This is a genomic window from Streptomyces sp. BF23-19, from assembly GCF_041106355.1.
Taxonomy (GTDB): Bacteria; Actinomycetota; Actinomycetes; order Streptomycetales; family Streptomycetaceae; genus Streptomyces; species Streptomyces virginiae_A.
In genome coordinates this window covers 1-12399 of record NZ_JBGBPT010000039.1, presented here as the reverse complement: position 1 = coordinate 12399, position 12399 = coordinate 1, and the positions used below count along the sequence as shown (strand labels likewise).

General features: G+C 71.2%; 13 protein-coding genes and 1 pseudogene. 10 read left to right on the top strand and 4 right to left on the bottom strand.

The features are described from left to right. Positions 1-75 precede the first annotated feature (75 nt). From AB8A24_RS22150 to AB8A24_RS22140, 3 genes and pseudogenes are all read left to right on the top strand, one after another. A complete protein-coding gene (locus tag AB8A24_RS22150; protein ID WP_369477262.1) occupies positions 76-633 on the top strand; it encodes a CGNR zinc finger domain-containing protein in 558 nt (185 codons plus the stop codon). 17 nt (positions 634-650) lie between these two features. Beyond that, positions 651-899, top strand: a pseudogene (locus tag AB8A24_RS22145) (hypothetical protein); the annotation flags it as partial. Positions 900-1018: 119 nt separating this feature from the next. Beyond that, complete coding sequence (locus AB8A24_RS22140; RefSeq protein WP_369477260.1) at positions 1019-1390, top strand: hypothetical protein; 372 nt, start codon at positions 1019-1021, stop codon at positions 1388-1390. Positions 1391-1462: 72 nt separating this feature from the next. On the opposite strand, the gene AB8A24_RS22135 is transcribed toward AB8A24_RS22140, so the two are convergent. Beyond that, on the bottom strand, positions 1463-2185 hold the full coding sequence (locus AB8A24_RS22135) for a 1-acyl-sn-glycerol-3-phosphate acyltransferase (protein WP_202202859.1): 723 nt from the start codon (positions 2183-2185) through the stop codon (positions 1463-1465). Positions 2186-2419: 234 nt separating this feature from the next. Here AB8A24_RS22135 and AB8A24_RS22130 point away from each other — a divergent pair, with 234 nt between their 5' ends. The 6 genes from AB8A24_RS22130 to AB8A24_RS22105 all read left to right on the top strand — a co-directional run bounded on the left by AB8A24_RS22130 (position 2420) and on the right by AB8A24_RS22105 (position 7804). Next, positions 2420-2749: a thioredoxin family protein gene (locus AB8A24_RS22130; RefSeq protein WP_328964538.1), complete on the top strand. Its 330-nt coding sequence runs from the start codon at positions 2420-2422 to the stop codon at positions 2747-2749. Between the two features lie 300 nt (positions 2750-3049). Continuing rightward, entirely contained in the window at positions 3050-3616 is a 567-nt protein-coding gene (locus AB8A24_RS22125; protein WP_369477258.1) for a flavin reductase family protein, read from the top strand. Positions 3617-3816: 200 nt separating this feature from the next. Next, a complete protein-coding gene (locus AB8A24_RS22120; protein WP_328964540.1) occupies positions 3817-4602 on the top strand; it encodes an electron transfer flavoprotein subunit beta/FixA family protein in 786 nt (261 codons plus the stop codon). 58 nt (positions 4603-4660) lie between these two features. Beyond that, positions 4661-5623 (top strand): electron transfer flavoprotein subunit alpha/FixB family protein, encoded by a 963-nt coding sequence (locus AB8A24_RS22115; protein WP_033214124.1) that lies wholly within the window; start codon positions 4661-4663, stop codon positions 5621-5623. A 210-nt stretch (positions 5624-5833) separates the two neighbouring features. Beyond that, entirely contained in the window at positions 5834-6322 is a 489-nt protein-coding gene (locus tag AB8A24_RS22110) for a hypothetical protein (RefSeq protein WP_369477256.1), read from the top strand. A 183-nt stretch (positions 6323-6505) separates the two neighbouring features. Further along, the gene (locus AB8A24_RS22105) at positions 6506-7804 is read left to right on the top strand and encodes an aldolase (RefSeq protein WP_328964543.1); all 1299 of its coding nucleotides are present in this window, start codon (positions 6506-6508) and stop codon (positions 7802-7804) included. 13 nt (positions 7805-7817) lie between these two features. On the opposite strand, the gene AB8A24_RS22100 is transcribed toward AB8A24_RS22105, so the two are convergent. Then, positions 7818-9320: a tetratricopeptide repeat protein gene (locus AB8A24_RS22100; protein ID WP_369477254.1), complete on the bottom strand. Its 1503-nt coding sequence runs from the start codon at positions 9318-9320 to the stop codon at positions 7818-7820. A 48-nt stretch (positions 9321-9368) separates the two neighbouring features. Next, positions 9369-10355 carry a LacI family DNA-binding transcriptional regulator gene (locus tag AB8A24_RS22095; protein ID WP_328966077.1) on the bottom strand — a complete coding sequence of 329 codons (987 nt, stop codon included), beginning with the start codon at positions 10353-10355 and terminating at the stop codon, positions 9369-9371. Between the two features lie 189 nt (positions 10356-10544). Here AB8A24_RS22095 and AB8A24_RS22090 point away from each other — a divergent pair, with 189 nt between their 5' ends. Beyond that, positions 10545-11582, top strand: a complete 1038-nt coding sequence (locus AB8A24_RS22090; RefSeq protein WP_328964545.1) for an NUDIX domain-containing protein — start codon at positions 10545-10547, stop codon at positions 11580-11582. A 23-nt stretch (positions 11583-11605) separates the two neighbouring features. Here the strand turns inward: AB8A24_RS22090 and AB8A24_RS22085 are convergent, their stop codons facing one another. Beyond that, positions 11606-12301 (bottom strand): MBL fold metallo-hydrolase, encoded by a 696-nt coding sequence (locus tag AB8A24_RS22085; RefSeq protein WP_328964546.1) that lies wholly within the window; start codon positions 12299-12301, stop codon positions 11606-11608. Between the last annotated feature and the right edge of the window lie 98 nt (positions 12302-12399).

Below are 12399 nucleotides of genomic sequence, written 5' to 3'. Positions count from 1 at the left end.
CCCTCCCCGGTATGCTGTAACGCGATAGACGCACAAGACGTTACGTCATGCGCGTGTAGGGCGAAAGGACTTGGGATGGGTGACCCGCGGGAGGGCTTCTCGGCGGCCCGGCGACTGATCGACCTCGCCGAAGCGGTCCGGGTGACCCCCGAACTGCCGCGCGCCGAGCTCGCGGAACTGCTGGCCGGGCACGGGGAGCGCCCCGCTGACCTCGCGGAGGAGGCGTTCTCCGAGGCGGGCGCGGCGGAACTGCGCGCCGCGGCCCGGCGGATGGCGACGGTGCTGGGCGAGGCCGACGAGGACCGCGCCGCCGAGGCCGTCAACGCGCTCTTCGCCGAGTACGGCACCCGCCCCCGCCTCACCCGCCACGACGGACATCCCTGGCACCTGCACGTCGACCGGGGCGAGGAGGCCGGCTGGGGCGAGTGGTTCCTCGCCTCGGGCGCCCTCGCGCTCGCCCAACTGCTCACGGAGTACGGACGGATCGCCTGGGGCGCCTGCGCCGCCGCGGGCTGCGGGCGGTTCTTCCTCGCCACCGGTCCGGGGAGTGCGCGCCGCTACTGCTCCGGCAGTTGTGCCACGCGGGCGCGGGTCGCGGCCCACCGCCGTCGGAGGCGGGAGGGGGTGGGCTGAGGGGGCGGCGGTTCAAGGACCGGTTCCGGCACGCGCCGGGCTTCCACGCGGCCTACGAACTCGGCGCGGCCGTGCCCTCGTGGCTGTGCGGCGGGAAGCCGACCACGGGCATCGGCCCGGCCACCGAGGTCGGCTACAACGCCCTGCACACCCGGCTCGGCGTCACGCTGGAGAACACCCGCAGGCTCACCGAGGGCCGCCGCCCGGCGGGCACCGAGAACCACTTCGAGGCCTGGGAGACCCTGACCCACGCCGACAACCCGAACCGAGGTCAGAGGCTCTTCGATCCGTCAAGCCACGAGATGCAGCGACATGACGGGAGATCCGGGGCGAGGCGTACTGGAGGGGAAGACCGATCCGGCTTCCCTGAAAGAGGAGAACGGCTATGACCCAGCTTCTTCGAACCCGACGTCTCGCCCTGCTCGTGGCCTCGACCGCTGTCGCGGCGGGAGGGGTGCTCGTGCCCACGACCGCCTTCGCCGCCACCCCGACGGCGGCGCCCCACGCCGTCGACGGGGGGCAGCAGTGGCAGTGCTTCGCGGCCCCCTGCGAAGCCCCCGGAAGGGACCATCACGACAAGTGGGACCATCACGACAAGCGGGACCACCATGACAAGTGGAAGCACCATGACGGGAAGGGCCACCACCACGACAAGTGGAACCGTCATGACAAGTGGGACCACCATGACAAAAAGGGTCATCATGGCAAGAAGGGCCACCACACCAAGTGGAACGTGCGTATCGACGTGAAACTCTGAGGGCCCGGGTTGTCGACGCCGGCCTCCGGGACCCGTTGCGGTCCCGGAGGCCGACGTCATGGTCGGGGTCGGTCAGCCGGCCTCGCGGACCTCGGCCGCCGTCGGCGCGGTGCCACCCAGGTGGGCCGGGAGCCACCATGAGTCGTCGGCGCCCTTCGGCTTGTCCGGGTAGGCGCGCTGCGCGGCGTCCAGCAGCTCCTGCACGCGCTCGCGCAGCCGCCGGGTGATGGCGCCGGCGTACTGGTCGGCCGGAGCCTCCACGGGCTCGCCCACGCGCATCGTCACCGGGATGTGGCTGCGCTTGAGGTTCTTCGGGCGGCCCTTGGTCCACAGCCGCTGGGTGCCCCACAGCGCCACCGGGATCAGCGGGACCCCGGCCTCCTGCGCCATGCGCGCGGCGCCCGACTTGAAGCTCTTGAGCGTGAAGGACTGGGAGATCGTCGCCTCGGGGAAGACGCCGATGATCTCTCCGGCCCGCAGCGAGTCCAGGGCGTGCTGGTAGGCGGCCTCACCCTGCGTGCGGTCGACGGGGATGTGCTTCATCGCGCGCATCAGCGGACCGGACACCTTGTGCCGGAACACCGACTCCTTGGCCATGAAACGGACCAGGCGCTTCTGCGGTCGCGCCGTCAGGCCGGCGAAGATGAAGTCGAGGTATCCGATGTGGTTCGACACCAGGACCGCACCGCCCTTGCGGGGGATGTTCTCGGTGCCCTTCATGTCGATACGGATGTCCAGCGCGCGGAAGAGTCCGTGCGCGGCGCCGATCACGGGAGGGTAGACGAGCTCAGCCATGGTGGGGAGACCCCGCTTTCTGCCTGGGGAGGTGCTCCCGGCCGGAAGTTACGGAAGCGTAGGTACGCGACCATGGGGATCGTGCCCCATACGCGGCCCGCTGGCCAGTCCAGAGGCCCCTGCCCGGGGAGATTCTCATCACGCCGGGAATGTCGCGGGCCCGCCGGGTGCTCGGATGCACGGACGAGCGTACGAGGATGACGTACGCGGACGAATACGGCGACGGGAGCGCGAGTGCTGGGGCAGGAAGACGCGCGGACCCGACTGGGCGCCGCCGAACTGGGCGCGGAGCCGGGGGAGCGGGCCACCCTGGTGCAGTTCTCCAGCGCCTTCTGCCAGCCCTGCCGGGCCACCCGGCGGATCCTCGCCGAGGTCGCCGCGATGGTGCACGGGGTGGCGCACATCGAGATCGACGCCGAGGAGCGGCTCGACCTGGTGCGGGCCCTCGGGATCGAGAAGACCCCGACCGTACTGGTCCTGGACTCGGCGGGCCGGATCGTGCGGCGGGCGGCCGGGATGCCGCGCAAGGTGGACGTGATCGCCGCCCTGGGGGCCGCCGTATGACGCGGGGCCCCGCCGCCGGGCGTCCGGACGTCGCCGTCGGGCGATCCGCCGTCCAGGGGCCGGGGGCGCCGGTGCGCGCGCCCGCACACAGCGTGACGCGCCTGACATCTGCCCGATCTCGCTTGACTGCGTCCACGGGAGATCGCCAGGCTGGCGGTATGCCGTATGAACTCCTGCTCTACGGACGGGTCCATGTGGACCTCGTCCGCCACGCGAGCGCGCGCTGTCGGGCCCACTGAGCACCCCGGCCCCCGATCCCCGACAGCGCCCGCGTGTCCCGCGGCAGAAGGCAGAACCCTGATGACTGCTCCGACAGTCCCGACGGTCCCCACGGCTCCGTCCCCCCGTTCCCCCCGTCCCGGCTCCGCACCGGCCCCCGGCGCGTCCCGCCCCGGCTCGCCCGACCTGCTGCGCTCGGTCTTCCGGCAGCACGCCGCCGGCGTCGCCGTGATCACCGCCCAGGACGGCGGCCGCCCGGTGGGGTTCACCGCCACCTCGCTCAACTCCGTCTCCGCCGATCCGCCGCTGCTGTCCTTCACGATCGGCACCGGGGCCTCCAGCTGGCCCGCGGTCCGCGACAGCGAGTACCTCGGAGTCCACATACTCGCCGAGCACCAACGGGAGCTGGCGGGGCTGTTCGCCCGCAGCGGAGCGGATCGTTTCGGTCCGCCGACCGGCTGGGCCGCGGGCCCGCACGGGGTGCCGGTGCTGGACGGCGTACTGGCGTGGCTGGTCTGCCGGGTGGTGGCTCGTGTGCCCGCCGGCGAGCATCGTGTGATCATCGCTGAGGCGGTCGTCGGGGATCCGGCCGGAGAAGGCCGCCCCCTGCTGTACCACCAGGGGCGCTTCAACGCGTTGCGCGACTGAATCGTCCCTGCTTGGGAGGGCCGGACGGCGTTGGGCAGATCACAGCTCGGCAGCCTTGCGACTTGGCGGGACCCACGATGTACTGACGAGTAACATTCCCTTCGGAGCGCGGGCCGCCCCGACCGGGATCCGCCCGACAAGGCGCCTATGCTGCCTGCATAAGGCGGTACCAGAAAAGACGATGCGGTAGGAGAGCCGGCGTGAGCCTGAGGATCGTTGTCTGTGTGAAGTACGTGCCCGACGCCACGGGCGACCGGCAGTTCACCGAGGACTTGACCGTCAACCGTGACGACGTCGACGGCCTGCTGTCGGAGCTCGACGAGTACGCCGTCGAGCAGGCGCTGCAGATCGCCGACGAGGCCGACGATGCCGAGATCACCGTCCTGACGGTGGGCCCCGAGGACGCCAAGGACGCGCTGCGCAAGGCGCTCTCGATGGGCGCCGACAAGGCCATCCACGTCGAGGACGACGACCTGCACGGCACCGACGTCATGGGCACCTCGCTGGTGCTCGCCAAGGCGATCGAGAAGGCCGGCTACGACCTGGTCATCACCGGCATGGCGTCGACCGACGGCACCATGGGTGTGCTGCCGGCGATCCTGGCCGAGCGCCTGGGCGTCCCGCAGGTCACCCTGCTCTCCGAGGTCAAGATCGAGGACGGCACCGTGACCGGCCGCCGTGACGGCGACACCGCGAGCGAGCAGCTGGAGGCCTCCCTCCCCGCGCTCGTCTCGGTGACGGACCAGTCGGGCGAGGCCCGCTACCCGTCCTTCAAGGGCATCATGGCCGCCAAGAAGAAGCCGGTCGAGTCCTGGGACCTGTCCGACCTGGACCTGGAGTCCGACGAGGTCGGCCTCGAGGGTTCCTGGACCGCGGTCGACTCCGCGGCGCAGCGCCCGGCCCGCACCGCCGGCACGATCGTCAAGGACGAGGGCGAGGGCGGCAAGCAGCTGGCCGAGTTCCTGGCCGGCCAGAAGTTCATCTGAGAACCTCGGCCACCCCTCTTAGCCCCCAGACACTTCGCAATCGCAGGAGAGCAGTCCCATGGCTGAAGTTCTCGTCTACGTCGACCACGTGGACGGTGCCGTCCGCAAGCCCACCCTCGAGCTGCTGACGCTGGCCCGTCGCATCGGCGAGCCCGTCGCCGTCGCCCTGGGCGCCGGTGCCGATGCCACCGCCGCGGTGCTCGCCGAGCACGGCGCGGTCAAGGTCCTCACCGCCGACGCCCCCGAGTTCACCGAGTACCTCGTGGTACCGAAGGTGGACGCGCTCCAGGCCGCGTACGAGGCCGTCTCCCCGGCCGCCGTGCTCGTCCCGTCCTCCGCCGAGGGCAAGGAGATCGCCGCACGCCTGGCCGTCCGTATCGGCTCGGGCATCATCACCGACGCCATCGACCTGGAGGCGGGTGACGAGGGCCCGGTCGCGACGCAGTCCGCCTTCGCCGCGTCGTTCACCACCAAGTCCCGCGTCTCCAAGGGCACTCCGGTCATCACCGTGAAGCCGAACTCGGCCCCGGTCGAGGCCGCTCCGGCCGCCGGCGCCGTCGAGGCGCTCGCCGTCACCTTCGGCGCCCTGGCCACCGGCACCAAGGTCACCGCTCGCACCCCGCGCGAGTCGACCGGCCGCCCCGAGCTGACCGAGGCCGCGATCGTCGTCTCCGGTGGCCGTGGCGTCAACGGTGCCGAGAACTTCGGCATCATCGAGGCCCTCGCGGACTCCCTCGGTGCGGCCGTCGGCGCCTCGCGTGCCGCCGTAGACGCCGGCTGGTACCCGCACACCAACCAGGTCGGCCAGACCGGCAAGTCGGTCTCCCCGCAGCTGTACATCGCCTCCGGTATCTCGGGCGCGATCCAGCACAGGGCCGGCATGCAGACCTCGAAGACCATCGTGGCCATCAACAAGGACGCCGAGGCCCCGATCTTCGACCTCGTCGACTACGGCGTCGTCGGTGACCTCTTCGCCGTCGTCCCGCAGCTGACGGACGAGATCAAGGCGCGCAAGGGCTAGATCGCCCCGATCCCGGGACGACGACGCGTCGCCCACCGGGTGCACGAACGAGTGAGGGCCTTCCGGGGCCGGTGCGGACGCAGACGTCCCCACCGGACCGGGAGGCCCTCGTCGTACGTTCGCACCGGGTCCGGCCACCCGATCCCGGCCTCGTCCGTACCCGGCACCCGGCCACGCCTCCTGTGGGGCTCGCTGCTCGGCGCCGCCGGGGTGTACGCCCAGCTCGTCGGAGTGGGCGATTGGGGCTCGTCGGCCCTCACGACGCTCGGCACCGCGCTGCTCGCCTACCTGGTGGCGTTCTTCGTCTCCAGGAGTTCCGCCGACGTGACCGACGAGGACGGCCGGGGGGTCGCGGCGGCCGTCACGGCCGGCGTCCTCATCGGTGTGGTGCTGCTGTTCTGGCCGCCGGCCCCGTGGTGGGTGGGGGTGCTGGTCCTGTGCGTGTCGTGGATGGCGCTGCTGTTCCTGTCCCATCTCGTCCAAGGGCTGGTGGGCTCGCCGGCCCGGCGGGACCCGTGGGTGGCCTGGCTCGCCACCGAGGCCGGGCTGCTCAACGCGGCGGTGTTCGCCGGCGTCCTGGCGGCGGACGGGAAGGCCCTCTACACGGCGGTGGCCCTGGGGCTGGGGATCTGGCCGGCCGCGGCCCTCGTCACGGCCGTCTGTGTTCCCCGTATGCCGGCGGCGCACGCTCCGGCCTGATCCCGGTCCGCAGCCGCTGACCTGCGTACTCTCCGACCACGGGGCTGTGTGGTGTTTGTCACCGCGCGGCCCCGGGTCGTTTGTCCAGGACGGCGGAGGGACCATTGACGGAGCGGAACCTCGTGACTAAATTCTGCTATGCGGATCTATGCTTCCGTGAAGCGGAAAAGAGGAGAGTGCACGATGGGTCAGCAGGAGAAGGTGGCGACGAGCCTCGCAGGCGCGGTCAGCGAGGGCATCAGCGCCTCCCTCGCGCCGGTGGACGCGGAACTCGCGCGCCACTACCCGGGCGACCCCGGCACCCGGCAGCCCATCCACACCGTCTACGTACCCGGTGACGTCTTTGCCGCGGACACCATCCGCTCCTGGGGCGACCAGGCCCTCGCCGCCCTCGACGAGCACGCTCCCGACGCCGCCACCTTCGCCAAGGTGCTCGGCATCTCCGACGAGCTGGCCGTACCCGTCTACGACCGCGTCCGCGCCAAGCTCCGGAGCGAGCCCATCGAGGACCTCCGCGTCGACTTCGAGGACGGCTTCGGCGTCCGCTCCGACGAGGAGGAGGACCAGGCCGCGGCCCGCGCCGCCCGCCTCGTCTCGGAGGCCTTCTCCAACGGCACCAACGCGCCGTACATGGGCATCCGCATGAAGTGCATGGAGTCCAACGTCCGCGACCGCGGCATCCGCACCACGGACATCTTCCTCTCCGGCCTGCTGGAGCACGGCGGCCTGCCCGAGGGCCTCGTCCTGACCCTGCCGAAGGTCACCTACGCCGAGCAGGTCAGCGCGTTCGTCAAGCTGCTGGAGGCCTTCGAGAGCACCCGCGGCCTGCGCCCGGGCCGGATCGGCTTCGAGATCCAGATCGAGACCAGCCAGTCCATCGTCGCCTCCGACGGCACCGCCACGGTCGCCCGGATGATCGAGGCCTCGAAGGGCCGTGCCACCGGCCTGCACTACGGCACCTTCGACTACAGCGCCTGCGTCGGCGTCTCCGCCGCGTACCAGTCGAGCGACCACCCCGCCGCCGACCACGCGAAGGCGATCATGCAGGTCGCGGCCGCCGGCACCGGCGTACGCGTCTCCGACGGCTCGACCAACGTGTTGCCGATCGGCACCACCGAGCACGTCCACGAGGCCTGGAAGCTGCACTACGGCCTGACCCGCCGCGCCCTGGCCCGCGCCTATTACCAGGGCTGGGACATGCACCCGGCGCACCTGCCGACCCGCTACGCAGCCGTCTTCACCTTCTACCGCGAGGGCCTGGAGGCCGCCGCGGCGCGCCTGAAGGCGTACGTGGCCAAGATCGAGGGCGACGTGATGGACGAGCCCGCCACCGCCAAGGCCCTGGCCGGCTACCTGGTCCGCGGCCTCGACTGCGGCGCGGTCGGCACCGAGGAGGTCACCGCCCTCACCGGCCTGACCCGCGCGGAACTGGACGCCTTCGCCATCCCGCGCCGCTCGGCCACCCTGACGGCCACCAACTGATCGTCTTCACCCTTCACAGGCCGAAGCTTTCGGCCTGTGAAGGGGATGTCGGCGGATCCGCTGAACCGGCGTCCAGGAATTCGCGGTGCCGCTCGGCCTGATCGGCGCGACCGAGTCGTACACAAGCCTGAACAGCCAGGATGCGGCTCACTGCCCGCACGGAGGGGGAGAGGCTCTTCCCTTCCTCGCGCAGCGACCGTTCCGCGTGCGCCAGACTGTCCTCCCAGAGCCCTTGCTCGCCGTACTCGCGAGCCAGGATCTGATGGGCCCCGGCTGCCCTCCTCTCGTCGCCGAACCGGGTCAGGACATCGACGGCCCATTCCGCCTTGGCAGCGACTTCGTCGATGCGGCCGTCCCTGAACAGAATGGCGATGTGGGAGACCACTGCCTCAGCGAGCCGCTGCTCGTCCCCGAGCTCGGCGAACCGGGACCGGGCGAGTTCGGCGCGGTCGGACGCCTCACGGACGCGTCCGAGGAGCAGCAGGACGTCCGCCGCGTTCCCGTGGGCCACGGCCTCACCGGACCTGTTCCCCACCGTGCGGCAGAGTTCCACATCTTCGCCGTGCAGCAACAGGGCTTCTTCGAGGCGGTCCTGGCGGCGCAAGGTGAGGGCGAGATCGTTGAGAACCATGCTCACCTTGTGCGGGTTCCCGATCTTGGAGAACCTGGCCAGGGATTCCCGCTGGAGCTTTTCCGCCTTGTCCGGTCGACCCAGCTCCGCGTAGGTCAGGGCCAGAGTGTTCAGAGTCTCCGCCGCGCCCGGCTCGTCGGACGTCTGGACGCATACGGTCAGATCCCGCTCGAAGTACTCGATCGCCTTCTCCAGTTCTCCGGAGGCCCGGTGAACCGTCCCGAGGTTGTACAGGACCTTTCCGATCTCGTGCTTGACCTCATGGCGTTCGAATATCTCGAGGCTCCGCAGCAGCAGGGGGAGGCCTTCTTCCTGGTTGCCCGTATCTCTGAGAACACAGCCCAGCAGATTGGCCGCATCCGCGATGAGCAGGGGTTCCTGAGACGTGTGCGCCGCGTCGTACGCCTGGGTCGCGTACGTGAGCGCCGCGGCGAACTCGCGGCGGTAGCGAGCGATGTTCGCCTGGCTCCCCAGGAAAACCGCGCGGAGGCCGTCCGACGCGTCGCCTGTCGATGCCGCAAGTCCCGCCTCGCTCACGGTCGCCCAATCCTCCCATCGGCCCACGGCCTCACACACGGCGCAGAGCGCGAGTGCCAGCGTCGTGATGTGGCCCGAACGGTCGGCGGCCTCGTATCGGGACAGAGCGGCAACTGCATTGTCCAGTTCCTGCTCGACCCACGTGATGGCCGCCTCCATCGATGGAATGTCGGCGCCTCTGTTCTCGAGGAGTTCGACTTCGAAGATGCCCGCGATCCGGAACTGGGCACGTAGGGCGGAGTGCTGGAGCCAGACCATCATGCGTTCCGAATCGGCGGCGAGCTCCGCCCTGATGTTCCCTTGCTGTTCGACTCCGTTGACCCGGCTGTCGAGCGTCGCACAGGGCACTGACAATCGTGCGACCTCCGCCTCGGGACACCGATCGAGCGACAGGGCTCACATCGAGGGCGGGAGTTCGCCCGAGCCGCGGGGGATCAGGCGGGTCGGGAGTTCGATGCGGGACGGGGTCAGGTCCGCGCCCGCGAGGCGTTGGAAGAGGCGGTCCGTGGCCACCCGGCCCAGGGCCGCCGGGTCCTGGGCGACCACCGTCACGCCCGGACGGAGCAGATCGGCCAGCTCGAAGTCGTCGAAGCCGACCAGCGCCACCGGGCGGCCGTGCGCCGCCAGAACCCGTACCACGGTCACCGTCACCCGGTTGTTGCCGGCGAAGACGGCGGTCACCGGGTCCGGGCCCGTTAGCATCGCCCCGGCCGCCGCCGCGACCCGTCCCGGGGCCGTTGACCCGAGCGAGATCCAGGATTCCGCCACCGGCAGGCCCGCGTCCGCCATCGCCGAGCGGTAGCCGCGCAGACGTTCCGCCACCGTGTGGATGCGGGGGTGGTCGCCGATGAAACCGATCCGGCGGTGGCCGCCCGCGATCAGGTGGGCCACCCCGCCCCGGGCGCCGCCGTAGTTGTCCGAGAGGACGACATCGGCCTCGATCCGGCCCGCCGGGCGGTCCACGAACACCGTGGACACACCGGCCCGCATCTCCGGCTCCAGATAGCGGTGGTCGTCCCCGGCCGGGATCACGATCAGCCCGTCCACCCGGCGGGCGCACAGCGCGAGCGCCAACTCCCTTTCCCGGTCCGGGTCCTCGGCGCTGGAGCCGTTGATGAGCAGCGCCCCGTGCGCACGGGCCACCTCCTCCACCGCCCGGTTCAGCGGACCGTAGAAGGGATCGGCGAGATCCTCCAGGACCAGGCCCACGGTGGCGGTACGGCCCTTGCGCAGCACGCGGGCACTGTCGTTGCGGCGGAAGCCGAGGGCCTCGATCGCCTCCTGGACCCGTCTCTCGGTCTCAGGGGTCACTCCCGGCTCACCGTTGACCACGCGCGACACCGTCTTCAGGCCGACGCCCGCCTGGGACGCCACGTCCTTCATGGTCGGCCGGTTGCCGTAGCGGGGCTCGGACGGGTGGCGGTTGTGGGGCACGGTGGCGAATCCTCCGGGGCTCACGAGCAGGGCTGTGACCTTGAGGATAAGCACTGGGTCGATCGCGAGGTTTTCGTGGCAGGCTGATGCGGGCAAGCCACTGGGGGCTCCGGACGAGCCATGGGGAAAGGGGTAGACGTGATTGTCTGGATCAACGGCACGTTCAGCGCCGGAAAGACCAGCACGGCCCGCGAACTGACCGGAATCCTGCCGGACAGCACCCTGTTCGACCCGGAGTTCATCGGCGACGCGCTGCGCGTGCTGCTACCGGCCAAGCGACTGGCCGAGGTCACCGACTACCAGGACCTCCCGAGCTGGCGGCGGTTGGTGGTGGACACGGCCGCGGCGATGCTGGCCGAACTGGGCGGGGTGCTCGTCGTACCGATGACCCTGCTGCGCCAGGAGTACCGGGACGAGATCTTCGGTGGGCTGGCGGCTCGGCGGATCCCGGTGCGGCATGTGTTGCTGGCTCCTGCGGAAACGATCCTGCGGGAGCGGATCGCGACCCGGGAGGAACTCGGGGAGCCCGAGCAGGTCGATCTGCAGGTCCGGCAGTGGGCCTACGACCACATCCCGGTCTACCAGCAGGCCCTCGGCTGGCTGACCGGCGACGCGCACGTCATCGACAACGGGGTGCTGACCCTGCGGGAGACCGCGGAGCGCATCGCCGAGGCCGTCCGCTCCGACACCGCGAAGGTCTGCGACATCGTGCAGACGCCGGAGCCCACCCGGGAGACGGTGGCCGCCGGTGTCCTGCTCTTCGACGAACAGGACCGGGTGCTGCTGGTCGATCCGACGTACAAGGCGGGCTGGGAGTTCCCGGGCGGGGTCGTCGAGGCGGGCGAGGCACCCGCCGGCGCGGGCGTACGGGAGGTCGCCGAGGAACTGGGCGTCGTACTGGAGAAGCCGCCCGGGCTGCTGGTGGTCGACTGGGAGGCGCCCCAGCCGCCCGGCTACGGCGGGCTGCGCCTGCTCTTCGACGGCGGCCGACTCTCGGCGGAGGCGACGGCCCGGCTCCGGCTGCCCGGCCCGGAACTGCGGGCCTGGCGCTTCGTCACGGAGGCCGAGGCCGCCGACATGCTCCCGCAGCACCGCTACGAACGCCTGCGCCGGGCCCTGCGCGCCCGCGAACGTGGCCGGCCCGTGTACCTGGAGGCGGGCACGCCGGTCGGCTGAGCGACCACGCGCCGGTACGCCCCTCAGACGGGCGTTCCCGCCGCGGCCTCGGCCAGGGCCGCGGCCGTGTCCACCGTCAGCGGATCTCCGTGGCCGAAGCAGGCGATCGAGGGGGCGAGCGCGGCCAGGCGGTGGAAGGTCTCGATCGCCCGACCGCGGTCCACGTTGAAGACGCCCAGCATCAGCGGGCCGACGGCGGCGACGCAGTCGCCCGTGAACAGCACGCCGTGGCGCGGAAGGTGGATCCCGATGCTGCCGTCCGTGTGGCCCGGGGCGTGGACGACGTACGCCCCGTCCCCGAAGCCCAGCGCCTCCCCGTCCTCCACCTCGTGGTCGACCGGGGTGGGCGGGGCCTCGGGGACGGTCAGGCCGTGCGCGTACAGCGGTATCTCCCAGTCCAGCAGCACCGGTTCGGGCATCGGCCGCTCGCCCCGGATCACCGGCGCGTCCGAGCCGTGCGCCAGCACCCGCGCGCCCCAGCGGGCGGCGAGCTCACCCGCCGCGCCGACATGGTCGCGGTGGCAGTGCGTGAGGACGATCCGCTCCAGCCGTTCGGGCAGCAGCCCGAGGGAGCGGATCGCCTCCTCGATCCCGTCGGCGGACCCGGCATGGCCCGCGTCGATCAGGGTGAGGGATTCGCCGTCCTGCCAGAGATAGGCCTGGCCGATGGGGAAGCGGAGCATGTGCAGCCGGTTCGGCAGTACTTCGACAAGATCCATACGACGAACGTACGGCCGGCGGGCAGCCGCACGTTCGCGAATTCACCCGGAGCGAAGTACGCCCAGGGCGCACTGCGCGGCGGCGGTGCGTCCTGGTC